Genomic DNA, 25,269 nt, shown 5'->3' with positions numbered 1-25,269 from the left:
CAGGGGCGCGCCGGTCAGGACCAGGGCCTTGCGGGGGGCGGCGGCCAGGGCCGCCGACAGGCCGGCCAGACCCGCACCGACGACGAGAACGCCGTCGTGCTGGGTGCGGTGGGCCATCAGATCAGCTCCACGTCCACATGGTGGCGAGCCTTGACCAGATCATAGCGGGCCGGAACGGCCGGGGGCGGCAGGTCGATCATCCGTTGCACCGCCAGTCGGGCGCGGTCGGCGATCACCGGGTCCACGAACACCTCGTACTGCTCCTTGACCAGGGCCTCGTGGATGTTCTCCAGGCTGATCCGCTTCATGTGCGGGCAGAGGTTGCAGGGGCGCAGGAACTCGGTGTCCACGGCGTCCACCGCGACATTGTCGGCCATGGAGCATTCGGTGATCAGGATCACCTGCTTGGGCTTCTTGGTCAGCACATAGTCGTTCATCGCCGCCGTCGAGCCGGCGAAGTCCGAAACCTCCAGCACCTCGGCCGGGCATTCGGGGTGGGCCAGAACCTGGGCGCCCGGATAGGCGGCCTTCAGGTCCAGGATGTCCTGGGCCTCGAAGCGCTCATGCACCTCGCAGCGGCCCTGCCAGGCGATGATCTTGACGTCCGTCTGGCGCGCCACATTGCGGGCGAGGAATTCGTCGGGGATCAGGATGACGCGATCGACGCCCCATTCCTTGGCCACATGCTCCACCACCTGCACCGCATTGGCGCTGGTGCAGCAGACATCGGTCTCGGCCTTCACGTCGGCGGTGGTGTTCACATAGGTGACCACCGGAATGCCGGGATAGCGGGCCTTGATCAGCCGGACATCCTCGCCGGTGATGGAGGAGGCCAGGCTGCATCCGGCGCGCAGGTCGGGGATCAGCACGCGCTTGTCCGGCGACAGGATCTTGGAGGTCTCGGCCATGAAGTGCACGCCGGCCTGGATGATGATGGCGGCGTCGGACCGGGCGGCCTCCTTGGCCAGGCCCAGGCTGTCGCCGACCCCGTGGAAGATTTCGGGCGTCATATAGTTGTGGGCCAGGATGACGGCGTTCTTCTCCCGCTTGAGGCGGTTGATCTCGGCGATCAGCGGAGCCTGCAGCCGCCACTCCATGGGGGTGACGTGCTTCTTGACCCGCTCCCAAAGCGCTTGGGTTTCGGCTTCGACTTCGGGGGTGAAGGCGAGCGGAGCAAAACCGTCTGCGGCCATGGCGTCCTCCTTATGCTCATGATGAGCATTTCTCTGGCCCAAAAAAGACGCCTCCGGGCTTGGGTTTCGGCGAGGCGCCTCCGATATGCTCACTCAGAGCATAACTCGTCTGTCACAGATATAGACCCTTGGAACCCCGATGCAAGCGCTCAAGCTCGCAATGGCCTAGTTCGCCCGCTTTTTCGCCGTCTTCATGTCGCCTATAGCTTGCCCGGCGCGGGAGGATTTCCCGCGGACTCCACAGGACCCTCCACCTTGATCGCGCCCCTACGCTCCGTCGCCCTGTTCGTTGCGACGCTCGCGTTGAGCGGCTGCCTCACCAGCTATGACCGCCCCCTCAACGATGGTCGGGCCGCCGGTCTCGCGACCGTGGCCCGCAATCTCTCGGACGAGGGCCTGCGCCGGCTGAGCGCCGACATGGATCCGGCGATGCTAGCCCTGGCGCGGCGCCACGACCCAGCCCCCGCCACGGACTATTGGGGTCGGGTCAAGGGGTGGGAAACCTATGACCTCGCCACCCTGCCGACGCTGGGCTTCGGCACAGCCTTCGACATGGCGGCCCGCGAGATCAATGCGCTCAAGCCCTTCGCCGATCTGCCGATCAATCCGATGGAGCCCTTCATCCTGCGGGCCTCGCGGCAGGATCGCGCCCAGGCCCTGCGCTGCCTCAGCCAGGCCATCTATTATGAGGCCGCCCGCGAGCCGCCGGAGGGCCAGAGGGCGGTGGCCCAGGTGGTGCTGAACCGGGTGCGCCACCCGGCCTATCCCAACTCGGTCTGCGGCGTGGTCTTTCAGGGCTCGGCTAGGCGAACCGGCTGTCAGTTCAGCTTCACCTGCGACGGCTCCCTGACCTGGGCCCCGGAGCCCTGGCTGTGGCGTCAGGTGGAGGCGGTGGCCAGCGAGGCGCTGGATGGTTTCGTGGAGGAGAATGTGGGGTCTGCGACCCACTATCACGCTGACTATGTGGCGCCTTACTGGGCGCCGACCCTGGTGAAGATGACCAAGGTGGGGGCGCACATCTTCTATCGCTGGACTGGCCCCATGGGCGAGCCGCCGGCCTTCACCAGCCGCTATGTGGGCGGCGAAAAGAACCTGACCGTGGCGATCCTCGGCGGGATCGACGCCCGAACCCAGGGCCTGCTCAATCCCAGCGGGCAGGGGATCGCGCCGGGCCGAAAGGTGACCCTGGACCTGGCCGGCGACGTCCGGACCTATGAGGTGGCGGCCCCCGAAGCCGGCGAGGCCCAAACCCGGGTGGCCGGCGTCCTGACCCCCAGCCGCCGCCAGCCGACGCCGGAAGAAATCCAGCAGATCAACGAACGGCTGGCCCAGGTGGAGGCTGAACTGGACGCCGAGCGGGAAGCCGCGCCCGCGGCCGGTCCCACCGACTAAAGGCCGTTGAAGGCGTCCGGATAGGCCAGGGTGAGGGGGGCGTCGAAGGCGTCGTCTTCGAAGGCCTTGGCCATGAAGGCCGGCGACCCGGCATAGGGCGAACGGATCTTGCCCGCGGCTTCGGCGGAAAATCCGAAGCGTGGATAATAATCGGGATGGCCCAGAACCACGACGCCATGGGCGCCGCACTCCTTGCAGAACTCCAGCCCGCCCCGCACCAGGGCCGAGCCGAGGCCTTGGCGTTGGTGTTCGGGCCGCACAGCCATGGGCGCCAGGGCGACATAGAGGTTGGCGCTGTCGGCCCACAGCCGGCTGAACAGGATGTGGCCGACGATCGCGCCCTGATCCTCGGCGACCATTTCGAACACTACGTCCCCGTCGGCGCGCAACCGCTCCACCAGATCGGCCTCGGCGGGCTCAGGAAATGCGGCCAGGTTCACCGCGCGAATGGCGGCATGGTCGGCGGCGCGGGCGTGTCGGATCAAAGTTGCTTCCTATCAATTGACCGAGCTATCCGTGACCACCGTCAGATTCCAGTGTTCATGGGTCCTCGGGTCAAGCCCGAGGACGACGGACTTGGGGGGTGCGCCTGGCTGGACACGGCCGCCACACCGCCTCTTCCCCCCGTCTTGCTCGGGCTTGACCCGAGCATCCATGCACACCGGCAAACTCCAGTTCGAATGGGCGGCGGTTAGACTAGGCCTGGATACAGATCGTCCCAATCGGGGTTCACCGCTTCGATCAAGTCGATCTTCCAGTCGCGGCGATAGTGCTTCAGCGCCTTCTCCCGGCGGATGGCTTCAGAAATCAGGTCGTGCGGCTCGTACCAGACGAGGCGCTTGAGGCCATAGGTCTGACTGAAACCCGGATAGATGCCTTCGCGATGCTCCCACACCCTCCGGGCAAGGGCCGCCGTCATGCCGATATAGAGCGTGCCGTGCCGCCGGTTGCTCATCATGTAGACGGCGGGATACGGCCGCACGTTCTCCCCCAATCCGTCATGCTCGGGCTTGACCCGAGCATCCATGGACACCGTCGAACTCCAGTGGTCATGGGTCCTCGGATCAAGCCCGAGGACGACGGGATTTAAGGCGCCTCAGTCCCCCAGGACCCACTCCACGTCGGCGCCAAGGGCGTTGAGGTTCTCGACGAAATTGGGGTGGGCGCGCTTGATCGGGGCGGCGTTGAGGATGGTCGACTTGCCCTCGATGCTGGCGGCCAGCATGAAGAGCGCGATGGCGACCCGGATGATGTAGGGGCTTTCCACCTGGGCGGGGAACAGCGGCTTGCCGCCATAGGTGATCACCCGGTGGGGATCGCACAGCACCGCGTGGCCGCCGAACTTGGCGAGTTCCGAGGTCCAGCCGAGCGCGCCTTCATAGACCTTGTTCCAGAACATCACCGAGCCCTCGGCGCGGACTCCGAGCGCGATGAAGATCGGCAGCAGGTCGGCGGGCACATAGGGCCAGGGGGCGGCCTCCACCTTCTGCAGGATGTGGCTCGTATAGGGCTGGCGCACATGCAGGGGGCCATCCAGGCGCGCGCGGGACCAGCCGTCCTTGTGCTCCACCTCGACGCCGAACTTGGAGAAGGTGCGGTCGATCAGGGGGAAGGATTCCGAGGCCCCGTTGCGCACCGCCACGTCGCCGCCAGTGATGGCGCCCATGGCCAGGAAGGTCGCCACCTCGTGGAAGTCGTCCTGGAAGGTGAAGGTGGTCGCCCCCAGCTTCTCGACCCCCTCGATGGTCAGGGTGGAGGCGCCGACCCCCTGGAGGCTGGCGCCCATCTGGATGAGGAAGCGACAGAATTCCTGGACGTGCGGCTCGCAGGCGGCGTTGACCAGCTGCGAGGTTCCCTTGGCGGTGGCCGCGCAGATGGCGAAGTTCTCGGTCGTTGTCACCGAGGCGTAGTCCAGCCAGTGGCGGGTGGCGTGGAAGCCGTCTGGCGTGGAGATCAGGATGGCGCCTTCGCGGGTCTCGACCCGGGCGCCGAAGGCCTCGAAGACCTCCAGGTGGGGGTCGATCTCCCGGGCGCCCAGGGTGCAGCCCTTGGCCTCGTCCTCCAGGCTGGCCTGGCCGAACCGGTGCAGCAGGGCCGGGATCAGCATCACCGAGGAGCGCATGCCCAGCGGCAGGTGCGCCCCTTGCGCCCTCAGGTTCTCGCCGTGGTGCAGGCGCAGGGTCCCGGTGGCGTAGTCCATGTCCACCTGGCTGCCCAGGGCCTGGAAGAATTCCAGGATCTTGCGCACGTCAGTGATGTCCGGCACCCGGTGCAGCACCAGGGGCGCGTCGCTGAGCAGGGTGGCGCACAGCACCGGCAGGACGGCGTTCTTGTTGGCGGAGGGCGTGATCTCGCCCCGCAGGGGGCGACCCCCGCGTACGATCAGATTGGTCATGGGCCCTCGTTAGTCGGTCACAGGGGCGCCTACCAGACGCCGATCTTCTCGGCTTCGGCGTGGCTGATCGGATGGTGCGCCTTGCGGTGGTCTTCCTCGGCCAGGAAGCGGACCGCCTCCAGGGCGGCCATACAGCCCATGCCGGCCGCGGTCACCGCCTGGCGGTAGACGTCGTCGGTCACGTCGCCGGCGGCGTAGACGCCTTCGATCTCGGTGGTGGCCGTCCCGGCCTTCACGTCGAGATAGCCGGCGGAATCCATGGACAGCTGGCCCTTGAACAGCTCCGAGGCCGGCGCATGGCCGATGGCCACGAAGACGCCGGCGCAGTCGATCGTCCGGGTCTCGCCGGTCTTGACGTTCTTCAGCCGCACGCCGGTGACGCCCAGGGGATCTGCCTCGCCCAGCACCTCGTCGATGGCGCTGTCCCAGATCACCTCGACCTTGGGATGGGCGAACAGGCGCTCCTGCAGGATCTTCTCGGCCCGCAACTCGTCGCGCCGGTGAACCAGGGTGACCTTGGAGGCGAAGTTGGTGAGGAACAGGGCCTCTTCGACCGCCGTATTGCCGCCGCCGACCACCACGACCTCCTTGCCGCGATAGAAGAAGCCGTCGCAGGTGGCGCAGGCCGAGACGCCGAAGCCCTTGAACTTCTCCTCGGTTTCCAGGCCCAGCCAGCGGGCCTGGGCGCCGGTGGCGATGATCAGGGTCTCGGCCAGCCAGACGTCGCCGGAATCGCACACCAGGCGGAACGGACGCTTGGAGAGGTCGGCCTCGACGACAATGTCGTTGATGATCTCGGTCCCCACATGGGCGGCCTGGGCCTGCATCTGCTCCATCAGCCAGGGCCCCTGGATCGCCTCGGCGAACCCCGGATAGTTCTCCACCTCGGTGGTGATGGTCAGCTGGCCGCCAGGCTGGATGCCGGCGATCATGACGGGGTTGAGCAGGGCGCGGGCGGCATAGATGGCGGCGGTATAGCCGGCGGGGCCAGACCCAAGGATGAGGCAGCGTGTGGTGCGGGGCTCGGACATGGCCTCTATTTAGAGAAGATTCCGCGCAGTGCGAGGGCGTGCGCGCAACAAGCCGCGACGCCGTGCGTTTGGCCGCCATGACCGACAGCCTCACAACACCGCCCCTGCCGCCGCAAACCCCAGCCCCGCAAACCGACAATCCTCCGCCGGGGACGCCGAGCCGGACAGACCTGCGAACCACCGGAAAGTGGCTGGGCGTCGGTGTGGCTCTGGGCGCCGCCACGGGCGCGGCCTTTGGCAGCCTTGCCCTGGGCACGGCCTTTGGTCTTGGGCTGGGCGCTGCGTTCGGGGTCTCGCGGGCGCGCAAGGGCGACCGTTCTCAGAGTTAACGCGCTGTTTCGAGGCGCGCGCTAGACTAAGGGCGTCACCACGGGAAGAGCGCTTCGTGTCCGACCAGCACCCTATCGAGATCGCCGGCCGCCCGATCGGCCCTGGCTGCCGCCCGTTCGTGATCTGCGAGCTGTCGGGCAACCACAATGGCGACCTGGACCGGGCCCTGGCCATGATCGATGCGGCGGCGGCCACCGGTTGCGACGCCATCAAGATCCAGACCTATACCGCCGACACCATCACCATGGATGTGGACCGGCCGGAGTTCCGCATTCACGGCGGCCTGTGGGACGGTCGCAGCCTGCATGAGCTCTATCAGGAGGCCCAGACCCCCTACGAATGGCATCCGGCCCTGTTCGAACGGGCCCGCGCCCGGGGGGTGATCCTGTTCTCCAGCCCGTTTGATGAGACGGCGGTCGACCTGCTCGCAGGCCTGGATGCGCCGGCCTACAAGATCGCCTCGTTCGAGGCCGTCGATCTTCCGCTGATCGCCTATGCGGCCCGCCACGGCAAACCCCTGATCATCTCCACCGGCATGGCCAATCTGGCCGAGATCGAGGCCGCCCGGGACACGGCCCTGGCCGCCGGGGCCGGCGGCGTGATCCTGCTGCACTGCGTGTCCAGCTATCCGGCGAGCTTCGCCGACGCCAACCTGCGCACCATTCCTGACATGGCGGCGAGGTTCGGCTGTCCCATCGGCCTATCAGACCACACGCCGGGCACGGCGGCGGCCGTGGCCGCGGTGGCGCTGGGCGCCTGCGTGATCGAGAAGCACTTCACCCTGGCGCGTGCCGACGGCGGCCCCGACGCGGCCTTCTCCCTGGAGCCGGTTGAGTTCCAGGCCCTGGTCAGCGACGCCCGCTCGGCCTGGGAGTCGCTCGGCCAAGCCCAATACGACCTGCTGGGCTCCGAACGGGCCAACGCCCAGTTCCGCCGCTCGATCTATGTGGCCGCTGATGTGAAGGCTGGCGCAGCGATTACAGCGTCGGACGTGCGGTCCATCCGCCCGGGTCTTGGTCTCGCGCCAGAGCATCGCGACGCGGTCATCGGGCGCGTGGCGGCCCGGGACCTGAAGCGTGGCGAGCCGATGTCCTGGGACATGCTCGAAGGCGCCTAGTCCAGGGCGTAGCCCTTAGCGCGAAGGCGCTCGCGGCTGGCCTCACGCACGGCCGTCCAGTCCTGCGCCAGAAGCCCCAGGCCGACCACGTCGCGGGGCTCGCCGTTCTTCCATACATGCTGCCGTAGCAGGGCTTCGCGGCGGAATCCGAAGGATTCATGCAGCTTCCACACGGCCTCGTTCTCCACCAGCACCTCGCACCAGAGCTTGGCGAGGCCCAGCGTGCGAAACACGTGCTCGATCATCCAGTATTCCACATAGGCGCCCACGCCCTTGCCCCGCACGGCGGGCGAGGCGAGGTAGTAGGCCCAGGCGCACCGGCGGTTGGCCGGCGAGATGTCGGCGAGGTTGGCCAGGCCTACGGGCTCGCCGTCCAGTTCGATGATCCAGTAGCGACGCGACGGGTCGGCAAGGGCGGCGGCGAACCAGCGGGCGTGATCTTCGGGTCCGATCACCGCGTCGGTGTACATCCACTGGGCGACGTCGGGCTGGTTTCGCCAGTCCCGCAACCGGTCGCGATCGCCGTCGGTGACATCGCGCAGCTCGACCCGCGGCCCTGACATCAGGCCACCGCGCTGACTGCGTCGCTGGCGCCCATCACCGCGCCGAGGCGATCGGCCAGGGCCGAGATCCGGGCCGGCGCATCGGCTGACTCCCAGCCAGCGACCAGGAAGCGGCCCTTGTGGAGGCGGTCGAGCTCGCCTTCCAGGCGGGCCAGCCGGGTCACGGCTTCCGTGGAGGGGCAGGTGAAGCGAGTGCGCATATTGGTCAGGAGGCAGGCCTCCAGCATCATCGGCCGGCGGGCGAACGGCCCCAGCAGGCGAAGGGCCTCGGCCCTCAGCTCGGCGTCGCCCACCTCGTCGACACATTCGATGCTGACCAGGGTCTCGCCCCGGCTCTCATAAACGCGCAGGGCGCTGATCTTGCCCTCTGCGGTGTAGTTGCGGATCGTCAGGGGCAGGGGGGCTTCGATGCGGGCGCGGTAGACGTAGCTCGCCACCCGCTCGCCGATCAGGCGCGGGCGAGGCTGGATGGTCAGGTCAAACAGGGGCAGGGGATCAGCGGCCCAGACCACGATCTCGTCGGCGGTTCGCGACATGGCGGCCTCCCGCGGCGACACCAGGCTGTGCAGGCGGATCTGGACCCCCAGCCGGGCCAGGGCGCGGCTGGCGGCGGAGAACAGGCCGTTCAGGCCATCGCGCGGAGTCGCGCCCCTCAATGGAGCCGACACATTGGGGACAGCCGCTTCGCCGGGGCTGACCAGGCGCACCTGATCGAGGCCCAGGGCCGGGGCGGCGCTGGCGTGGATCTCGTCGAGCCAGACCCCAAGCCGCCACTGGCAATAGTGGGCCAGCGGGTCAGCCGCGGCGCGGGGATAGGCGCGCAGCAGGTCATTCAAGGTTTCAGCCCGATCCTGGCAGGGGGTCTTGGCGGAGGATGTCAGGACCGGCCCCGCGCTCCAGCTGGCCAGGGGGCCAGACGGCGAGGGGCTGACGGCGCCCACGTGCAGGTCCACATCGTCAAAGGCGACGCCGTGCCACTCAAGCGCCCGACGGATCGGGTCCTGGGCGGCGCCAAAGGCGAACTCGCCGTCGCGCAGCTCCACCCCGTGGCTGACCCGCGGCAGGCTCCAGCCGCCGAGGCGGTCCAGGGCGTCTTCCAGGATGATCTCGCGGGCGCCCAGACGGTGGGCTTCAAAGGCGGCGAGGATGCCGGTCAGGCCCCCGCCGATAATCCGAACCTTGGTCATGCCCTGGCCTCCCCGACCCGCATGTGAACGGCCAAGATGAAGGCCAAGGTCGAAAAACTCGGTTAAGGCCGCTGCGTCAGACGGTCGCGGACTGAATCAGCAGGGGCCAGAAGGCCTCGGCGACCCGGTTGGCGCCCTGGCCGTCGCAAAGTTCGGCGCTCTTTTCGGCCAGGCCCTGGCGCAGCGCGTCGTCGACGAACAGCCGGGTCAGCGCCCGGTCGAAGTCGGTTTCGAAGCTGGGCGCCCGCCCGTCCACCGCCAGCACGGCGCCGGCCTTGGCCAGGCTTGCGGCGGCGGCGAGCTGATTGTCGGCCAGGGTGACGACGACGCTGGGCAGGCCCAGCACACAGCGCTCCCACATGGCCGAGCCCGCCGCTCCGATGGCCAGATCGGCGGCGGTGGCCAGCTCGGCCATGTGCGGGGTGTCCACATGCAGAGTCAGGCGGGGATCGTGGGCGGCGATGCGGGTCAGGCCCTTGCGGCTGGGGGCGGCGGCGCCGACCACCACATCCAGCTCTGTGTCGCCAAACCGCCGACGTACCCGCTCGACTACCTGGCTGGTGATCCCGCCGACATCGGTCAGGCCCATGGAGACCAGTACCCGGCGCAGGGGCTCGGACCGGCGGGCCAGGGCCTCGTTGCGCAGGGCGGCGAAGGCCGGGCGAACCGGCGCATAGCGGGGGCCAAGCATCAGCCGCGCGCCCTCGGTCAGGCCCCGATAGTCGGCGTCTGTCCGGTCGGGGCCGGAGTCCAGCACGAGGCTGCCGCCCAGGCGGCGGTCGGCAAGGTCGTCGATCACCACCGCGGGTCGGCCATCGGCGATAGCCTGGTGCTCGGGCCGGGCCAGGCCATAGTGGTCGAACACCACGGCCTCGAAGGCCAAGGCCGCGGCGGCCTCCACCAGCGCCTCGGGGGCGAGGGACGCCACCGCGCGCCGGGGCAGGTCCGGCGCAAACGCCGCCAGGATGGCCTCCACGCTGGCGTCGGCCAGGAACTGGCACTGGGCGCCGCGCTCGGTCAGGGCCGCAGCCAGGGTCAGGCTGCGCATCACATGCCCGCCGCCGACCTCGGGGCCGGCGTTGACGATGAAAAGGACCCTAGGGGTCATAGGCGTCGTTCTCCGCCAAAGGTCGCAAGCTCCGGCCGGGCGCGGACAAGGCTGCGCACGTCGTCGGAGGAAAAGGCCGGATTGGCCAGGTAGAGCCCGTCATAGACCTGACGGACAAACTCATAGTCATCGGGTGTGTCGACGGTCCAGCGGACCTCGCCCTCGTCCACCGGCGGGTCCAGGCGGGCGATCCGGTAGCGCGAGGGCGCGTTGCGGATGGCCCAGGTGACGTGTTCGCGCGCCTCGGGGCTGTGATCCTGCTGCGCGCTCCGCCGCAGGGCCTCGGCGGAGATCACCTCCACGTCCTGGCCCTTGGGATAGCCCGACGGGTCGTAGCGGTTGTGGGTGTAATCGGCCGCTTCGCTCAGGTGCAGATCGATGGTCTGGTCGATGACACCGGGATCGATCAGCGGGCAATCGCCGGTCAGCCGCACCACATGGTCAGCCGGCCAGGTGTCCAGGGCGCCGACGAAACGGGCCAAAACGTCGTCGAGGGGGCCGCGATGGACGGCCAGGCCCGCGGCCTCGAGGGTCTCGACCAGCCGATCGTCGCTGGGCTCGACGCTGGTCGCCACCACGATCTGGTCGATGCGCCGCGCCCGGGCCGTCCGCTCGATCTGGCGCAGCAGCATGGGCGCGCCCGCCAGGGGCATCAGCACCTTGCCCGGCAGACGGGTTGAGCTCAGGCGAGCCTGGAGAATGGCGAGAATCAATCGTGCGCTCCTGTGCGCGCAAGATAGACCCCATTGCGGCGGCAAGGCGCCGTCGTGCGTGACGGGCAGCCTATTCCTTGACGAAGAATCCGCCCGGCGCCGACGCCCAGCCGAATTTCTCGATCCGGGGCGGGGCGCCGTCGAAGAATTCCTCCAGGGCCTCGCTCTCGCCAGGCCATTCGCGGATGGCGTATTCGTCCAGCAGGACGACGCCGCCGGTTAGGATGCGCGGCCAGAAGGCCTTCAGCGCTTCCAGCGTCGGCTCGTAGAGATCCATGTCCAGGTGCAGCAGGGCGATGCGCAGGCCGGGATGTTCGGCCACATAGGCGTGCGCCGTCTCCTTCACATCGCCGTCGATCAACTCGACCCGCGGCCGCTGGGGCACGAAGGAGTCGGCGTTGAAGGCGTCCACCAGGGAAAACAGGGTGTCGCGGAACTGGGCCGGGTTCCAGCCCTCGGCGGTGTTGCCGACGCGGGCGTCCAGGCCGTCCTTCTCCGAGCGGTCGGCGAGGCCACGGAAGTGGTCGAAGCCCAGCACCTTGCGGGTGCGGTCGCCCGGACTGAAGGTTTCGAGGAAGCGGGCGAAGGTCAGCAGCGAGGCGCCCTTGTAGACCCCGCATTCGACGATATCGCCGGGCATGTCCTCGATCAGCTTGAAGACCTCGTAGTGGGCGAAGCCCTTCATGAAGTGCATCCGCCGGCCAAAGGAGGCCAGGTTGGCGATCAGGTCGTGATCGTCCAGGTGGGCCTTGAGCAGGTTGCGCAGGGTCTCGTCGGCGGGGATCTTGGGGGCGGTCGTCATGGGCGTTCCTCGGAAGCGATCAGGTCCGGGCGCAGGGCCGCAAAGGCCTCGAACCCGTCAGCCCGGCGGTTGCGCCAGCCGCGCGCGATCACCTCGGGCGCAAGCAGGTCGCCGAACCGGACCTGGATGGAATAGCGGTGCCGTGGGCCGGGATTGTAGCCGGAGCGGTGGGGCACGGTGTTGTGGAACATCAGCACGTCGCCCGGCTGGAGCTCAGGCTTGCGGCTCTGAGCCTCGAATTCGGGATGGAAGTCCCGGGCGATGAAGGCGTCGCGCGTGCCCAGGGGCCGGCCCGCCGCGTCCCGCTTCAGGCGCACCTCGACCGGATAGAGCCGGGCCTCGGCGGTTTCGACCACATCGACCCCGCCATTGGCCGCGCCGGACGGGGTCAGCGGCGTCCAGGCTGTGACCGAGCGGTCGCAGAGCATGTTGTAGGGATAGTCCTGATGCCAGTCGAAGCCGCGCCACGGCTCGCCGGCCAGGTCCATGCGGAAGACCGCGTGCTGGAACGGGCTGTGCAGCCGCGCGGCGCCGGTCATGGCCTGGGCGGCCTGGCGGAGGGGCTCGCAGGTGACGATCCGGCGGAAGACGTCGGTCTCGCGCATGGCGTCATAGACCTCGCCCAGGGCGGCGCGATCCGAGGTCCGCAGCGCATCGACCAAGGCGTCGATGTCGTCCTGCGCGTCCGCGCCCCGGGCGCGCAGCATGTCCTTGAAGGTCTCCAGCGCCTCGGCCACGAGCGGCGCGGGCAGCAGGCCCTTCAGCTCCTGAACGAGGGGCGGGGTGGTCACGGCAGGGCTCCGGCGCTGAAACGACCGGGCAAGGCTAGGGCGCGCCGTCTAATCAACTGTTAACCGTAAACCCCCTGCGGCAAGGCGCCCGAGGCGAGGGGCGCAGGGTTCCCTCAGGCGGCGTGATAATCCCGGAGCCGGGCGATCTCGGCCTTCGAGCCCATCATCACCGAAGCGCGCTGGTGCAGGCCGGTGACGGGGGCGTCCAGGGTGTCGCCGGTCCCGTCGAAGGACGCGCCGCCGGCCTGCTCGACCAGCAGGGCCATGGGGTTGGCTTCGTACATCAGGCGCAGCTTGCCCGGTCGGTTCGGCTCGCGTTTGTCCCAGGGGTACATGAAGACCCCGCCGCGGCTCATCACCCGGTGGACGTCGGCCACCATGGAGGCGACCCAACGCATGTTGAAGTCCTTGCCTCGAGGCCCTTCGACGCCCGCCAGGCATTCCTCCACATAGCGACTGACCGGCGCGGCCCAGTGACGGGTGTTGGCCGTGTTGATTGCGAATTCCTTGGTCTCGGCGGGAATGGCTATGGCCGGATTGGTCAGCACCCAGTCGTCGCAGTCGGGATCGAGGGTGAAGGCGCAGACGCCGTCGCCCAGGGTCAGGACCATCTGGGTCTGCGGTCCATAGACCACATAGCCGGCGGCGACCTGATGGCGGCCGGGCTGCAGGAAGTCGGCCTCAGTCACGGCCCGGCCCGCGCTGTCGGCCGGGGTCGGCAGGATGGAGAAGATGGTGCCGATGGAGACGTTGACGGCGATGTTGCTGGACCCATCCAGGGGGTCGAACAGCAGCAGGTAGCCGCCGTCCGGGCCGACCTCGCGCACCGGATGGACGGTCTCCATCTCTTCCGACGCCATGGCGCTCAAGCCCTCGGCCTTCGCGCACAGGTTCAGCAGGATATCGTTGGACAGCACATCGAGCTTTTGCTGTACCTCGCCCTGGACGTTCTCGCTGCCTAGGGCGCCCATGATCTGGCCGGCGGCGCCGCGGCGGACCTGGGCGCTGATCTCCATGCAGCCCTCCGCCACGGCGCTGATCAGTTCGGCCAGGCGCGGCGGGATGGTCGGCTGGGACAGATGGGCGGCCAGGGTGGTCGTGCTCACGTCATACCTCTTGGGGTCTCGGCCACAGGCGTCCCTGTGGTCGGTGGCGCGGGTAACGCGCCTGGAGCAGCCTGTCCACCCGGTCTACGCCCGGTCGTCGTACCTGCGCAGCACTTCGCTCGCGGCGCGATCGGTTTCGACCAGGGGCGGATAGGTCCAGCTATGGAAAGCGCCGCCGAAGGGCCGCGCGGCGCCCAGGCGCTCCAGCTCCTCGTGGAACAGGCGGAACTTCAGGCTCTCGCCCTCCATCTTCAGGATGAAGACCGGCTTGCCGGTCGAGGCCGCCTCGGTGGTCATATTGGTCGATTCCTCGGTGACGAGGATGTAGTCGGCCGCCGCCAGGAAGGCGAAATAGGGATTGTCGCCCGAACCGTCCCAGACGATGCCGGGCAGGTGACGCAGGCGCGCGGCGAGGATCGCCTTGGCCGCTTCTGGGGTGCGGCGCGAGAAGGTGACCATCACCGACCCGCCGTCCTGTGAGACCGGCAGCTCGATCTCGTGGGCCAGGGCCGCGGCCCGTTCCGGCGAGATGTCGAAGGCCTTGGACTTGCCGCCGATCAAGACCGCGACACGGGGGTGGGGCAGGGGCGAGATCTGCGCCGCGAACCGTCTGTGGTCGGCCGCAAGGCGTTCAGGCGTGACCCGGTGAGGCGAGCCGAGGATGGGGAAGACATTGTCGCCGCGCATGCGATCGTGCTTGGGTGGGATGACCAGGTCGAAGGCGGCCGGGGGCGCGCGGGGGTCCTGGAGCTGGACCACCAGGGTCTGGCCCTTGCTCCAGCGGCGCATCCGCAGCGACAGGGGCAGGGTGGCCCGCCCCACCGCGATCCATATGTCAGGCCAGGGCGGTGTGATCCCGTGGCCGTCGGCCAGCAGGCGAAGAGGTGCGGGGGTCATCCACCAGGGCAGCCGCCCAAAGACGCCGCGCCAGCCGATCCGCTTGATGCTGAGGTCAATGGGTCGTTGTCGGGCGATGGCTTCGGCCAGGCCCAGGCCCTGGTTCTCGATGCCTGCGCGGCCGTCCGAAACGACCCAGATGCGCAAAGGAGTGGGGGCTGAAGTCACGGGCGATTGGCCGCCGCCGCCCGGTTCAGATCCGAGATCCGAACCGGCCAGGGCTTAAGCTCAGACCCAGTCGACCTTGAGAACCTCATAGGACTTGACGCCCCCTGGGGTGTTCACCTCGACCACGTCACCGATCTCCTTGCCAATGATGGCCCGGGCGATGGGGGACGAGATCGAGATGCGGCCGGCCTTCACGTCGGCCTCATGTTCGCCGACGATCTGGTAGCGGGCTTCTTCCTCGGTGTCCTCGTCGACCATGGAGACGGTCGCGCCAAACTTGACCTGCTTGCCGGACAGCTTGGAGACATCGATCACCTGCGCGCGGGCGAGCTTGTCCTCGATGTCGGCGATCTGGCCTTCAATCCAGCCTTGCCGCTCCTTGGCGGCGTGGTACTCCGCGTTTTCGGACAGGTCGCCGTGCTCTCGCGCCTCGGAAATGGCGGAGATTACAGACGGCCGCTCGACAGTCTTCAAACGCTTCAGTTCTTCATCGAGAGCTTGATAGCCCCCGACGGTCATCGGGACTTTTTCCATGGCGGGTGAGGACTCGAGTAGTGCGCCTAAGGGAATTCTCCGGCCGCGGGCGCCAACGTCCGGGGGTGAGACGATATGAGTGTGCGCTGCGAAACGCAAGTGCCGCAGGCTTCGATCCCGTTCAGGCAAAAGAGTCCCGAAGGACGCCTCAGGCGCTTTCGCTGACCATGCAGCCGGCCAGTTCGTCGGCGTCCGGCGCCTCATAGACCTTCTCGGAGAAGTGGAACATCTCCGGCGTGATCAGCAGGCGGAAGCCCTCGCCGGCCACTTCCTGACGGCCCAGGACCCGCTCGCGGCGAACCTCCAGCGGGGCTGTGACGAAGTGGAACTGGAGCGGAATCTCCACGGCTTCGGCGATCTCGGCCACCCGCTGGCGATCGCTGCGCCGCATAAGACCCAGGTCCAGCACCACCGAGGCGCCGGCCGCCAGCACGCCGGCGGCGGTGGACCAGATCTGCGCCTCGCAGCGCTCGACCCGGTCCATCATCCACTGGAATTCCAGGGGCTCGGGCATGTCGGGGCCAAACAGCCGGCCCATCCAGTCGTCGATGGCGAAGCCGACGGCGGGCAGGCGCCGGGCGAGGTCCTTGGCGTAGGTGGACTTGCCGGCGCCCTGGGGGCCGAAGATCACATGCAGCGTGGCGGTCATGGGCGCCGACTTAGCGGACCGACAGCCCGCCGTCGATCACCAGTTCGGCCCCGGTCACATAGCGGGACTCCGCGCTGGCCAGCCACAGGACGCCCTCCGCGATATCGGAGGGATCACCCTTGTAGCCGAGCGGCGTGGCCGCGCCGGCCATGGCGTCCAGGGTGGCGCTGCGCTGCGGGGCGGCGTTGGCGCCGGGGCCGCCCGTGCCAATGATCGAGTCCCAGATGGGCGTCTCGATAATACCCGGATGGACGGAATTGACCCGGACCTTGTCCTGGGCGCCGGCGCATTCCAGGGCGACGGCCTTGGTGAACAGGCGCACCGCACCCTTGCTGGCGCAGTAGCCGGCCAGGGAGGCGGCGCCCTTCAGGCCCGCCACGGACGACATGTTGATGATCGAGCCGCCATCGCCGCTTTCGCGCATCAGCGGCAGGCCGTGCTTCACCCCCAGAAAGACACCCTCGACATTGACCGCCATCTGGCGACGGAAGTCATCCAGGCTCATCTCGATCACCGAGCCGCCCAGGCCGATCCCGGCATTGTTCACCAGGATATCGAGACGTCCGTGCGCCTCGCGCACCTGACGGATGACATCGATCCAGGCCGCCTCGTCAGTGACGTCGTGGTGAAGATAGCTGGCCTGTCCGCCCCGGGCGATGATGTGGCCGGCCACCTGCGCCCCCTGCTCGTCGGAGAGGTCGCTCAGCACCACCTGGGCGCCCTCGGCCGCCAGCCTTTCGGCGCAGGACCGGCCAATGCCGCTCGCCCCGCCGGTCACCAGGGCGACCTTGCCCGCTACCCGTCCCGTCATGATGTCCCTCCGTTCGGCGTCTAGGCGCGCCGTACGACGGGCCTAGCTTACAGGCGGGCCGGAGGGAAGGCTGCGCCGCCCAGAAGCGGGTCTGGAGCGGCCGCAGATCACGCCGTCTTGCCTATTGCATGTAAGCCGGGCTGCCGCCGGCGGTCAGCAGGCCAAACAGCATGGCGCCGCCGAGCAGGACGATCAGCGCGACCACCATAAGATCCGTCACGCCTTCAAAGCGGCGAAGCAGGTTCTTGCGGCGGGGGTGATGGGTTTCGTGGCCTTCGTCGACGTGCATGACGAGCTCCCTATACAGTCTTTGGTTACGGGCCTCAGCTCTCTGGCTGGGTCCGACGCCGACTGCGGCAGATCTCCACGGGTAGACGCTGCATTGCGGGCGACCGCGTACTGTTAGCTGGGCCGCCCGTAAGCGCCCGTGCCTGCCGAAGTCAGGCGACTGGGGAAAGCCTGCGCCTGACTCAGGGCCACGTCAACTTTATCCGAACAAGGTTTTGTCATCTTGGGCGAAAAGTCGCCCCATTTCTGACGGCATCGGCAAAATTATCCGGCCCAGGCGCTGCCGTAGGTCTGAAGCGGCCGCACATCGAGGCTGTCACTGGCCGTGGCGGAGATGGCCTGGGCCGCAGCCAGGGCGCCGGCCGCGGTGGTGAAGTAGGGCGTCTTCATCATCAGGGCGGTGCGGCGGATTTCGAAGGAGTCCGACAGGGACTGCTTGCCCTCGGTGGTGTTGAAGACGAGCTTCACCTCGCCGTTTTTCATGGCGTCGACGATGTGAGGGCGGCCCTCCAGGACCTTCTTCACAAGCTGCACGCTCAGGCCCTTCTCGGCCAGATAGTCGCAGGTCCCGCTGGTCGCCAGGATGGTGAAGCCCTGGGCCAGAAGCAGGCGAACAGGCTCCAGAATCCACGGCTTGTCGCTGTCCTTCACAGAGACGAAAACCGCCCCGGACTTGGGCAGGATGGTTCCGCCGCCGAGCTGGCTCTTGGCGAAGGCCCGCGCAAACGCCGCAGACGAATCCGGCTCGCCCTCGCGACGCCAGTCCAGGCCCATCACCTCGCCGGTGGAGCGCATCTCAGGGCCCAGCACCGTGTCGACCCCGGCGAACCGGGCGAAGGGGAAGACGGCTTCCTTCACCGCCACGTGGTCGTAGGGCGCCTCGGCCAGGTCGAACTCGGAAAGCTTGCGCCCGGCCATGACCTTGGCGGCGATGGCGGCCAGGGGTCGGCCGATGGTCTTGGCCACGAAGGGTACGGTGCGGCTGGCTCGGGGATTGACCTCCAGCACATAGATGCGCGGAGCTTCGCTGTGCGGCTCTTCGATGGCGAACTGCACGTTCATCAGGCCGCGGACCTGCAGGGCGTGGGCCATGGCCTCGGTCTGGCGCTTCAGCTCGGCGATGGTCTCGGGCTTCAGCGAGAAGGGCGGCATGGAGCAGGCGCTGTCGCCGGAATGCACGCCGGCCTCCTCGATATGCTCCATGACCCCGGCCACGAAGACGGCCTCGCCGTCACAGATGGCGTCCACATCCACCTCGGTGGCCCGGGACAGGTATTGGTCCAGAAGGACCGGGCTGTCGCCGGAAACCTGCACGGCGTCGCGGACATAGCGAGCCAGCTGTTCGTCGTCGCGGATGATCTCCATGGCCCGGCCGCCCAGCACATAGGAGGGGCGGATGACCACGGGATAGCCGACCTGGTGGGCGGCCTTGAAAGCCTCTTCGTCGGAGCGGGCGATGGCGTTGATCGGCTGGGCGATCTTCAGGCGGTGCAGCAGTTGCTGGAAGCGCTCGCGGTCCTCGGCCAGGTCGATGGCGTCCGGCGTGGTGCCCAGGATCGGGATGCCGGCGTCTTCCAGGGGCTTGGCGAGCTTGAGCGGCGTCTGGCCGCCGAACTGGACGATGACGCCCAGCAGGGTCCCGCGGGTGCGCTCGACCTCGATCAGCTCCAGCACGTCCTCGGCGGTCAGCGGCTCGAAATACAGCCGGTCGGAGGTGTCATAGTCTGTGGAGACGGTCTCGGGGTTGCAGTTGACCATGATCGACTCCACGCCGATGTCGGCCAGCGCGAAGGCCGCGTGGCAGCAGCAGTAGTCGAACTCGATCCCCTGGCCGATCCGGTTGGGGCCGCCGCCGAGGATGATGGCCTTCTTGGCGTCGGACGGATCGCTCTCGCACTCGGGGATCTGGCCGAGCGCGCCGGTCTCATAGGTGGAATACATGTAGGGCGTCTCGGCGCGGAACTCGCCGGCGCAGGTGTCGATGCGCTTGAACACCGGACGCACGCCGAGCGCGCGGCGCTGCTCGCGCACCTCGGCCTCGGTGGTGTGGGTCAGGGCCGCCAAGCGGGCGTCGGCGAAGCCCTGGGCCTTCAGGGCGCGGAACGCCTCGGCCGTGCCGGGCAGGCCGTCGCGGGCCACCCGCACCTCCTCGGCGACCAAATGCTGCAGCTGGCGCAGGAACCAGGGCTCGTACGAACAGGCGGCGTTCACCTCCTCGACGCTGAGGCCATGGCGGAAGGCCTGGGCGATCACCCGCAAGCGATCGGGCGTCGGCTGGCCCAGGGCGCGGACGATGGCCGCGTGGCCCATCTCGGGGTCATCGGCGTTCTCGATGGCGATTTCGTCGAGACCGGACAGGCCGGTTTCCAAGCCGCGAAGGGCTTTCTGCAGGCTCTCGGCGAAGGTGCGGCCTATAGCCATGACCTCGCCCACCGACTTCATCGAGGTCGACAGCGTCGCCTCGGCGCCGGGATACTTCTCGAAGGCGAAGCGGGGGATCTTGGTGACCACATAGTCGATGGACGGCTCGAACGAGGCCGGCGTCGCCCCGGTGATGTCGTTCATCAGCTCGTCGAGGGTGTAGCCGACGGCCAGGCGCGCGGCGACCTTGGCGATCGGGAAGCCCGTGGCCTTGGACGCCAGGGCCGAGGAGCGCGACACCCGCGGGTTCATCTCGATGACCACCATGCGGCCATCGGCTGGGTTCACTGCGAACTGCACATTGGAGCCGCCGGTCTCCACGCCGATCTCGCGCAGCACCGCGATCGAGGCGCGGCGCATCCACTGATATTCCTTGTCGGTCAGGGTCAGGGCCGGGGCGACGGTGATGGAGTCGCCGGTATGGACGCCCATCGGATCGATGTTCTCGATGGAGCAGATGATGATGCAGTTGTCCGCCTTGTCGCGGACGACCTCCATCTCGTACTCCTTCCAGCCGAGCACGCTCTCTTCGATGAGCACCTCGGTGGTGGGCGAGAGGTCGAGGCCGCGCTCGACGATTTCGCGGAACTCCTCGACATTGTAGGCGATGCCGCCGCCCGTGCCGGCCAGGGTGAAGGACGGCCGGATGATCGCTGGCAGGCCGACGAACTCCAGGCCCTCCAGGGCCTCGTCCATGGAATGGGCGGCCTTGGATTTCGGGCTTTCCAGCCCGATCTTGTCCATGGCGTCGCGGAATTTCTGGCGATCCTCAGCCTTGTCGATCACGTCGGCCCGGGCGCCGATCATCTCGACATTGTACTTGGCCAGGGCGCCGGAGGCCTCCAGCGCAAGCGCGGTGTTCAGCGCCGTCTGGCCGCCCATGGTCGGCAGCAGGGCGTCGGGGCGTTCCTTGGCGATGATCTTCTCGACCATCTCCGGTGTGATCGGCTCGATATAGGTCGCATCGGCCACGTCCGGGTCGGTCATGATCGTGGCCGGGTTCGAATTGACCAGGATGATCCGGTAGCCCTCGGCCCGCAGGGCCTTGCAGGCCTGGACGCCGGAATAGTCGAACTCGCAGGCCTGGCCGATGACGATGGGGCCGGCGCCGATGATGAGGATCGAGGAGATGTCGGAGCGTTTGGGCATGTTTCTTCCGCGCGCAAGGACGGCCGCGCACATCAGCGCGCCCGACACCGGTCAGAATGCAGGTTAAGTCGCCCGTTTAGAGACGGAGTCGGAGGCGCGCAAGCGCGACCTTCGCGGCCACCGTTAATGGCCGTGCACGGCGGGCGGCGCCGGGCCTTAAAGACAAAGGGGGCCGACGCTGTCACGCCGGCCCCCTGAAAAGTCTTGTGCCTTAAAGCCTGAGGCTTGGGGCGCTCAGACCTGCAGGTTGGAGGCGGCCATCTTGCCGCTGCGGCGGTCGCGCTCGAGTTCGAAAGTGATCTTGTCGCCTTCATTCAGGGTCCGCAGCCCGGCGCGCTCAACCGCCGAGATGTGGACGAAGACGTCCGGGCCGCCTTCGTCAGGCGTAATGAAGCCAAAGCCCTTTTGGCCGTTGAACCATTTTACGGTGCCGGTAGACATGGAGAGTATCAGTCCTTGGAGGTCGGTCAGCCGCCCGCAACCTTCATCGCGGGGGATCAAGCATCGATGGGGGTTCGGGAGAGCAAATCCGGGGCCGGATAAGGCTGGAGAGTTCGACCGTGCCCTTGCGAGATTGACAGGCCCAGACTGGCCGAATTTCGGCGAAATCGCAAGTTGAATCCCCGCCTGGCCAGCACCCTCGGTCCTTTGAGACTGTCATCGTCGATCGCCGTCTCTGATGGACCGCCACCGAACTCTGGCGCGTTGCTCTCTGGGCGCCCATGCTGCGCCAAATTGGTTAGCGGGCTTGGCGCCCTGCGTGCTACGGCAGGATGAGGGAGGATCATTATGAGAAAATTAACCCTTGCTGTGTGCGCCGCGTTTCTGGCGATCCCGGCCCTGGCCATCGCCGCGCCCGGCCAGGCCCCCGCGTTTGCCGCCGCCGCTCCGGCGCCCATGACGCTGGCCCTGCCGCAGGGTGAAGACCCTGTCGTGGGTGAAAAGGTCCGCATGACCGTGGTCCAGGCCACCCTGGCGCCCGGCGAGAGCCTGCCCGACAACGCTCGCACGGCCCTTCGCTACATCTATGTGAAGTCGGGCCGCCTGCAGGTCTCCAACCTGGTCACCGGCGACGAGCAGGAAATCCTGGCCGGCGAATTCGCCGTGGAGTCAGCTGGACAGTGGCATACGGGGCGCGCCATGGGCGTAGAGCCCGCAGAGGTTCTCCTGATCGAACAGGCTCCGTCCACCGACTTCTGATCCTCGCCGCGCGTCCAGGGGGCTTGCCTCGCCCTCCAGCGCAACAGCCTTGCTCCGGCCCGCCCAGGTGGGCAGGTTGGAGGATGCAGATTCTCGTATCCGCTGAACCCAAGAGCCGCCGTGCCCGCTGTGACCGCCGACGACCTTTCAGCTCTCATGGCTCAGGTGGCCGCTGGCGATCGCGAGGCCCTGCGACAACTTTACCAGGCCACCTCCTCGAAGCTATTCGGCGTCTGCCTGCGTATCCTCTCCGACAAGGATGAGAGTGAGGACGTGTTGCAGGAGGTCTATGTCACCATCTGGCGTCGGGCCGACCGGTTCGACTCAAGCCGGGCCAGCGTCATGACCTGGATTTCGACGATCGCCCGAAACCGGGCCATCGATCGCCTGCGCGCCCGCGGCCCCCTGGCGCGGGCCGAACAGATCGACGAGATGGAGATCGCCGACGCGGCGCCCAGCGCCACCGCCCTGCTGGAATCGGCCGAGCGGGCCGGCGCCCTGCAGCAGTGCCTCTCTGAGCTTGACGAGCGGACAGAGAAGGCCATCCGCACGGCCTTCTTTGAAGGCGTCACCTATGAGGCCCTGGCCCAGCGGCTCGATACGCCGCTCGGCACCGTCAAGAGCTGGATCCGGCGGGGGCTGATGAAGCTGAAAGGGTGCCTGGAGCCATGAGCGACACGGGTCCTGAAATGGCCGAGCCGGAAGCCCTGGCCGCCGAACACGCCCTGGGCGTCCTGACGGCGCCCGAGCGGGCCGCCGCCGAGCGCCGCATGGCCAGCGACGCCAGCTTCGCCCAGGCCGTCGACGCCTGGCGCGTGCGCCTGGGGCCCCTGGCCAGCGAAGTTCCCGCAGTTGCGCCTTCCGACGAGGTCTGGCCGCGGATCGCACGCGCCCTGCCGGTCAATGACAACAAGCCGCAACTGGCGCGCCGCCTGGCCTTCTGGCGCGGCGCGACGGTGGGCGCCATGGGGTTGGCCGCCGCCAGCCTGATGGTGGCGGTCTATCTGGGCGGCCGCCCGCCTGTGGTGATCCCTGCGCCGGCGAGGGCGGCTCCGCCCATGCTGAACGCCAGCCTGAGCACCGAGGCGGGGCAGGCCCTGTTCGTGGCCTCCTATGACCCACAGCGTCAGGCTCTGATCATCACTTCGCTCGTGCCGCCGGGGACCGACCCCCTGCATGTGCACCAGCTGTGGCTGATCCCGCCGGAGGACGGCGTGCCGCGCTCGCTCGGGATGGTGGAGCCGGGCACGGCCAAGACCATGCCTTTGGACGCCTCCCTGTCCCAGATGGCCCACGAGGGCTCTCAGCTGGCCGTGTCGGTCGAGCCCCTGGGTGGGTCGCCCCAGCCTGGTCCCAGCGGCCCTGTGGCGGCCGTCGGCGCCCTCGGCGAGATCTAGCGCGCGGCGTCCATCATCGTGGCGAAGCGGTCGAACAGGTAGAGCGAGTCCGTCGGGCCGGGTGACGCTTCCGGATGGTGCTGGACCGAGAACACGGGCCGGTCCTTCAGGGCGATGCCGGCATTGGTGCCGTCGAACAGGGAGACATGGGTCTCCGTCACCGGCGCGGGCAGACTGTCGCGGTCCACCGTGAAGCCGTGGTTCATGGACACGATCTCCACCTTGCCGGTGGTCAGGTCCTTCACCGGGTGATTGGCCCCGTGGTGGCCCTGGTCCATCTTCACCGTGCGTGCGCCCAGCGCCAGGGACAGCATCTGGTGACCCAGGCAGATGCCAAACACCGGCACGCCGCTGTCCACCAGCTTGCGGATCTCCGGCACGGCGTAGGCGCCGGTGGCCGAGGGATCGCCTGGCCCGTTGGACAAAAGGATGCCCTGAGGCTTGCGCGCGAGCACGTCCTCGGCAGAGGTGGCGGCGGGCACCACCGTGGCCCGCGCGCCGACGCTGGTCAGGGCGCGCAGAATGTTGCGCTTGATCCCGTAGTCCATGACCACGACTTCAAACTTCGCCTCGGGGGCCGGCTGGGCATAGCCCTCGGGCCAATTCCATAACCCCTCGCCATAGGTGAATGGCTGCAGGCAGGAGGCGTCCTTGGCCAGGTCCAGCCCTACCAGGCCGTTCCACTGGCGCGCCTTGGCCACAAGGGCCTCAAGGTCGAAACGGCCCTGGGGATCGTGCGCGATCACCGCGTGGGGCATGCCACGCTCGCGGATGCGGCGGGTGAGCGCCCGGGTGTCGACGCCGGCCAGGCCGATGACGCCGCGCCGGGCCATCCAGCCCGCCAGATCGGAGTCGGCGCGCCAGTTGGCGGGACCTGTGGGCACGCCACGGAAGATGGCGCCGCGAGCCGAGGTTTCGGCCGCCCCGGACATCTGCTCCACATCGTCGATATTGGTCCCGACATTGCCCACGTGCGGGAAGGTGAAGGCGATGATCTGGGCCATGTAGGAGGGGTCGGTGAGGATCTCCTGATAGCCGGTCATGGCGGTGTTGAAGCAGACCTCGCCGACGGCGTCGCCTGTGGCGCCGACGCCGATCCCCTGCAGGACGGTCCCGTCGGCCAGGACCAGCACGCCGGTCGCGCCGGAGAGAAGTTGGCTCGTCATGGGGGACTCCTATTAGGGGCGGGCTATGGTCGCAAAAAGGCGGGCCAGGGTGAACCCGCCCGCCGTGCAAACGGCGGCGTAGGTAATGAGTCCCGCCGCCCGGGTCAATGCAAGGTGACCCCGCCAGCGCGTCGGACTAGGCTTTCCACCCAGAAGACCACCAAAAGCAAGGGGAAGCCGTGTCGCAACCTGGCCATATCGATCCCGACCGTGAAGCGTGGGGGGTGTTCAAGTCCCTGCCCAGGAACGAGCCCGTCCACATGCTGAACCTCGTCCGCCTCAGGCCGCTGGCGGCCTATCCCGAGGATCACCCCGATCACGGCAAGGGGCTGACGGGCTTGCAGGCCTACCAGGCCTATGGCCGGACCACCGCGCCGATCTTCAAACGCCTGGGCGGGGCGCAGGTCTGGGTCGGCCGGCCGCAGGTGACGCTGACGGGGCCGCAGGACGAAGCCTGGGACCTGGCCTTCATCGCCGCCTATCCCAACGCCGAGGCCTTCATCGCCATGGTCCGCGATCCGGAATACCAGGTGCTGGTCGCCCACCGCACGGCCGCGGTCGCCGACTCTCGCCTGATCCGCATGACGCCGGTCGAGACCCCAGGCGAAGGGTTCGGCGAGTAGGGTCGCTCAGCCCTCCAGCACCTCGGAAATGGCGCCGAACAGGGTTTCGGCGCGGATCGGCTTGGCGATGTGGCGGTCAGCGCCGGCCTCTGCGCTGGCCTCGCGGTCTTCGGGTCCGGCATTGGCCGATAGCACGATGATCGGCAGGCGCCCGTCGGCCTCGGCCTCATGGGCGCGGATCGCGCGGATGGCTTCGAACCCGTCCATCACCGGCATCCGCAGGTCCATCAGGACCAGA

General features: G+C 68.1%; 28 protein-coding genes. 7 read left to right on the top strand and 21 right to left on the bottom strand.

The window, feature by feature from the left end:
- Positions 1-116: 116 nt before the first annotated feature.
- Positions 117-1,193: a quinolinate synthase NadA gene (gene nadA / locus V7702_RS10750; RefSeq protein WP_335650105.1), complete on the bottom strand. Its 1,077-nt coding sequence runs from the start codon at positions 1,191-1,193 to the stop codon at positions 117-119.
- Positions 1,194-1,448: 255 nt separating this feature from the next.
- Between nadA and V7702_RS10745 the strand changes: the two genes are divergently transcribed.
- Positions 1,449-2,585 carry a cell wall hydrolase gene (locus tag V7702_RS10745; RefSeq protein ID WP_335650104.1) on the top strand — a complete coding sequence of 379 codons (1,137 nt, stop codon included), beginning with the start codon at positions 1,449-1,451 and terminating at the stop codon, positions 2,583-2,585.
- Here V7702_RS10745 and V7702_RS10740 read toward each other — a convergent pair.
- The 4 genes from V7702_RS10740 to trxB all read right to left on the bottom strand — a co-directional run bounded on the left by V7702_RS10740 (position 2,582) and on the right by trxB (position 6,011).
- On the bottom strand, positions 2,582-3,070 hold the full coding sequence (locus V7702_RS10740; RefSeq protein ID WP_335650103.1) for a GNAT family N-acetyltransferase: 489 nt from the start codon (positions 3,068-3,070) through the stop codon (positions 2,582-2,584). The two genes, V7702_RS10745 and V7702_RS10740, sit on opposite strands and share 4 nt — an antisense overlap.
- A 206-nt stretch (positions 3,071-3,276) precedes the next feature.
- Complete coding sequence (locus V7702_RS10735) at positions 3,277-3,612, bottom strand: GIY-YIG nuclease family protein (RefSeq protein ID WP_335650106.1); 336 nt, start codon at positions 3,610-3,612, stop codon at positions 3,277-3,279.
- A 69-nt stretch (positions 3,613-3,681) separates the two neighbouring features.
- Positions 3,682-4,980: a UDP-N-acetylglucosamine 1-carboxyvinyltransferase gene (locus V7702_RS10730; protein ID WP_335650102.1), complete on the bottom strand. Its 1,299-nt coding sequence runs from the start codon at positions 4,978-4,980 to the stop codon at positions 3,682-3,684.
- Between the two features lie 29 nt (positions 4,981-5,009).
- Positions 5,010-6,011, bottom strand: coding sequence for a thioredoxin-disulfide reductase (trxB, locus tag V7702_RS10725; RefSeq protein ID WP_335650101.1), 1,002 nt, complete (start codon positions 6,009-6,011; stop codon positions 5,010-5,012).
- Positions 6,012-6,088: 77 nt separating this feature from the next.
- On the opposite strand from trxB, the gene V7702_RS10720 reads away from it, so the two are divergent.
- Together V7702_RS10720 and pseI are read left to right on the top strand one after the other, a co-directional pair.
- Positions 6,089-6,340, top strand: coding sequence for a hypothetical protein (locus V7702_RS10720; RefSeq protein ID WP_335650100.1), 252 nt, complete (start codon positions 6,089-6,091; stop codon positions 6,338-6,340).
- 56 nt (positions 6,341-6,396) lie between these two features.
- On the top strand, positions 6,397-7,458 hold the full coding sequence (pseI, locus tag V7702_RS10715) for a pseudaminic acid synthase (protein WP_335650099.1): 1,062 nt from the start codon (positions 6,397-6,399) through the stop codon (positions 7,456-7,458).
- On the opposite strand, the gene pseH is transcribed toward pseI, so the two are convergent.
- The 14 genes from pseH to V7702_RS10645 form a co-directional block, all read right to left on the bottom strand.
- Positions 7,455-8,021: a UDP-4-amino-4,6-dideoxy-N-acetyl-beta-L-altrosamine N-acetyltransferase gene (pseH, locus tag V7702_RS10710; RefSeq protein ID WP_335650098.1), complete on the bottom strand. Its 567-nt coding sequence runs from the start codon at positions 8,019-8,021 to the stop codon at positions 7,455-7,457. The genes pseI and pseH overlap by 4 nt on opposite strands.
- Positions 8,021-9,208, bottom strand: coding sequence for an NAD(P)-binding protein (locus tag V7702_RS10705; RefSeq protein WP_335650097.1), 1,188 nt, complete (start codon positions 9,206-9,208; stop codon positions 8,021-8,023). Before V7702_RS10705 ends, pseH begins: the two co-directional genes overlap by 1 nt.
- 76 nt (positions 9,209-9,284) lie before the next feature.
- Positions 9,285-10,316 carry a UDP-2,4-diacetamido-2,4,6-trideoxy-beta-L-altropyranose hydrolase gene (gene pseG, locus V7702_RS10700; protein WP_335650096.1) on the bottom strand — a complete coding sequence of 344 codons (1,032 nt, stop codon included), beginning with the start codon at positions 10,314-10,316 and terminating at the stop codon, positions 9,285-9,287.
- Complete coding sequence (locus V7702_RS10695) at positions 10,313-11,029, bottom strand: glycosyltransferase family protein (protein WP_335650095.1); 717 nt, start codon at positions 11,027-11,029, stop codon at positions 10,313-10,315. The genes pseG and V7702_RS10695 overlap by 4 nt, the downstream gene beginning before the upstream one ends.
- 70 nt (positions 11,030-11,099) lie before the next feature.
- On the bottom strand, positions 11,100-11,831 hold the full coding sequence (locus V7702_RS10690; RefSeq protein WP_335650094.1) for a TylF/MycF/NovP-related O-methyltransferase: 732 nt from the start codon (positions 11,829-11,831) through the stop codon (positions 11,100-11,102).
- Complete coding sequence (locus V7702_RS10685; protein WP_335650093.1) at positions 11,828-12,622, bottom strand: phytanoyl-CoA dioxygenase family protein; 795 nt, start codon at positions 12,620-12,622, stop codon at positions 11,828-11,830. The genes V7702_RS10690 and V7702_RS10685 overlap by 4 nt, the downstream gene beginning before the upstream one ends.
- 113 nt (positions 12,623-12,735) lie before the next feature.
- Positions 12,736-13,728 carry a class 1 fructose-bisphosphatase gene (locus V7702_RS10680; RefSeq protein WP_335650092.1) on the bottom strand — a complete coding sequence of 331 codons (993 nt, stop codon included), beginning with the start codon at positions 13,726-13,728 and terminating at the stop codon, positions 12,736-12,738.
- 84 nt (positions 13,729-13,812) lie between these two features.
- Positions 13,813-14,793, bottom strand: a complete 981-nt coding sequence (locus V7702_RS10675; protein ID WP_335650091.1) for a mitochondrial fission ELM1 family protein — start codon at positions 14,791-14,793, stop codon at positions 13,813-13,815.
- A gap of 60 nt (positions 14,794-14,853) precedes the next feature.
- Complete coding sequence (gene greA, locus V7702_RS10670; protein ID WP_300575229.1) at positions 14,854-15,327, bottom strand: transcription elongation factor GreA; 474 nt, start codon at positions 15,325-15,327, stop codon at positions 14,854-14,856.
- Positions 15,328-15,475: 148 nt separating this feature from the next.
- A complete protein-coding gene (locus V7702_RS10665) occupies positions 15,476-15,976 on the bottom strand; it encodes an AAA family ATPase (RefSeq protein ID WP_305284513.1) in 501 nt (166 codons plus the stop codon).
- Positions 15,977-15,986: 10 nt separating this feature from the next.
- On the bottom strand, positions 15,987-16,787 hold the full coding sequence (locus V7702_RS10660; RefSeq protein WP_335650090.1) for a glucose 1-dehydrogenase: 801 nt from the start codon (positions 16,785-16,787) through the stop codon (positions 15,987-15,989).
- A gap of 121 nt (positions 16,788-16,908) precedes the next feature.
- Positions 16,909-17,076: a hypothetical protein gene (locus V7702_RS10655; protein WP_300575223.1), complete on the bottom strand. Its 168-nt coding sequence runs from the start codon at positions 17,074-17,076 to the stop codon at positions 16,909-16,911.
- A 263-nt stretch (positions 17,077-17,339) separates the two neighbouring features.
- Positions 17,340-20,645: a carbamoyl-phosphate synthase large subunit gene (gene carB, locus V7702_RS10650; RefSeq protein ID WP_335650089.1), complete on the bottom strand. Its 3,306-nt coding sequence runs from the start codon at positions 20,643-20,645 to the stop codon at positions 17,340-17,342.
- Positions 20,646-20,879: 234 nt separating this feature from the next.
- A complete protein-coding gene (locus tag V7702_RS10645) occupies positions 20,880-21,086 on the bottom strand; it encodes a cold-shock protein (protein WP_293322384.1) in 207 nt (68 codons plus the stop codon).
- 348 nt (positions 21,087-21,434) lie between these two features.
- Between V7702_RS10645 and V7702_RS10640 the strand changes: the two genes are divergently transcribed.
- From V7702_RS10640 to V7702_RS10630, 3 genes are all read left to right on the top strand, one after another.
- Positions 21,435-21,845 (top strand): cupin domain-containing protein, encoded by a 411-nt coding sequence (locus V7702_RS10640; RefSeq protein ID WP_335650088.1) that lies wholly within the window; start codon positions 21,435-21,437, stop codon positions 21,843-21,845.
- A gap of 120 nt (positions 21,846-21,965) precedes the next feature.
- Positions 21,966-22,517, top strand: a complete 552-nt coding sequence (locus V7702_RS10635) for a sigma-70 family RNA polymerase sigma factor (RefSeq protein WP_335650087.1) — start codon at positions 21,966-21,968, stop codon at positions 22,515-22,517.
- Positions 22,514-23,242 carry an anti-sigma factor gene (locus V7702_RS10630; RefSeq protein ID WP_335650086.1) on the top strand — a complete coding sequence of 243 codons (729 nt, stop codon included), beginning with the start codon at positions 22,514-22,516 and terminating at the stop codon, positions 23,240-23,242. The genes V7702_RS10635 and V7702_RS10630 overlap by 4 nt, the downstream gene beginning before the upstream one ends.
- On the opposite strand, the gene carA is transcribed toward V7702_RS10630, so the two are convergent.
- Positions 23,239-24,408, bottom strand: coding sequence for a glutamine-hydrolyzing carbamoyl-phosphate synthase small subunit (carA, locus tag V7702_RS10625; RefSeq protein WP_335650085.1), 1,170 nt, complete (start codon positions 24,406-24,408; stop codon positions 23,239-23,241). The genes V7702_RS10630 and carA overlap by 4 nt on opposite strands.
- Before the next feature lie 179 nt (positions 24,409-24,587).
- Here carA and V7702_RS10620 point away from each other — a divergent pair, with 179 nt between their 5' ends.
- On the top strand, positions 24,588-25,031 hold the full coding sequence (locus V7702_RS10620) for a DUF1330 domain-containing protein (protein WP_335650084.1): 444 nt from the start codon (positions 24,588-24,590) through the stop codon (positions 25,029-25,031).
- 6 nt (positions 25,032-25,037) lie between these two features.
- Here the strand turns inward: V7702_RS10620 and V7702_RS10615 are convergent.
- Positions 25,038-25,269 (bottom strand): response regulator (locus tag V7702_RS10615; protein ID WP_335650083.1); only part of this gene is annotated, 232 nt, incomplete at its 5' end.

The organism is Phenylobacterium sp. (assembly GCF_036963605.1).
Taxonomy (GTDB): domain Bacteria; phylum Pseudomonadota; class Alphaproteobacteria; order Caulobacterales; family Caulobacteraceae; genus Phenylobacterium.
The sequence above is the reverse complement of the archived record's forward strand: the minus strand, read 5'-3'. Positions and strand labels throughout refer to the sequence as shown.

Excerpts from the sequence above, each read along its gene's own strand:
- nadA (WP_335650105.1), bottom strand. The coding sequence starts at position 1,193 with ATGGCCGCAGACGGTTTTGCTCCGCTCGCCTTCACCCCCGAAGTCGAA.
- V7702_RS10735 (WP_335650106.1), bottom strand. The coding sequence starts at position 3,612 with ATGGATGCTCGGGTCAAGCCCGAGCATGACGGATTGGGGGAGAACGTG.
- V7702_RS10730 (WP_335650102.1), bottom strand. The coding sequence starts at position 4,980 with ATGACCAATCTGATCGTACGCGGGGGTCGCCCCCTGCGGGGCGAGATC.
- trxB (WP_335650101.1), bottom strand. The coding sequence starts at position 6,011 with ATGTCCGAGCCCCGCACCACACGCTGCCTCATCCTTGGGTCTGGCCCC.
- V7702_RS10720 (WP_335650100.1), top strand. The coding sequence starts at position 6,089 with ATGACCGACAGCCTCACAACACCGCCCCTGCCGCCGCAAACCCCAGCC.
- pseH (WP_335650098.1), bottom strand. The coding sequence starts at position 8,021 with ATGTCAGGGCCGCGGGTCGAGCTGCGCGATGTCACCGACGGCGATCGC.
- V7702_RS10705 (WP_335650097.1), bottom strand. The coding sequence starts at position 9,208 with ATGACCAAGGTTCGGATTATCGGCGGGGGCCTGACCGGCATCCTCGCC.
- pseG (WP_335650096.1), bottom strand. The coding sequence starts at position 10,316 with ATGACCCCTAGGGTCCTTTTCATCGTCAACGCCGGCCCCGAGGTCGGC.
- V7702_RS10690 (WP_335650094.1), bottom strand. The coding sequence starts at position 11,831 with ATGACGACCGCCCCCAAGATCCCCGCCGACGAGACCCTGCGCAACCTG.
- greA (WP_300575229.1), bottom strand. The coding sequence starts at position 15,327 with ATGGAAAAAGTCCCGATGACCGTCGGGGGCTATCAAGCTCTCGATGAA.
- V7702_RS10665 (WP_305284513.1), bottom strand. The coding sequence starts at position 15,976 with ATGACCGCCACGCTGCATGTGATCTTCGGCCCCCAGGGCGCCGGCAAG.
- V7702_RS10660 (WP_335650090.1), bottom strand. The coding sequence starts at position 16,787 with ATGACGGGACGGGTAGCGGGCAAGGTCGCCCTGGTGACCGGCGGGGCG.
- V7702_RS10655 (WP_300575223.1), bottom strand. The coding sequence starts at position 17,076 with ATGCACGTCGACGAAGGCCACGAAACCCATCACCCCCGCCGCAAGAAC.
- carB (WP_335650089.1), bottom strand. The coding sequence starts at position 20,645 with ATGCCCAAACGCTCCGACATCTCCTCGATCCTCATCATCGGCGCCGGC.
- V7702_RS10645 (WP_293322384.1), bottom strand. The coding sequence starts at position 21,086 with ATGTCTACCGGCACCGTAAAATGGTTCAACGGCCAAAAGGGCTTTGGC.
- V7702_RS10640 (WP_335650088.1), top strand. The coding sequence starts at position 21,435 with ATGAGAAAATTAACCCTTGCTGTGTGCGCCGCGTTTCTGGCGATCCCG.
- V7702_RS10630 (WP_335650086.1), top strand. The coding sequence starts at position 22,514 with ATGAGCGACACGGGTCCTGAAATGGCCGAGCCGGAAGCCCTGGCCGCC.
- carA (WP_335650085.1), bottom strand. The coding sequence starts at position 24,408 with ATGACGAGCCAACTTCTCTCCGGCGCGACCGGCGTGCTGGTCCTGGCC.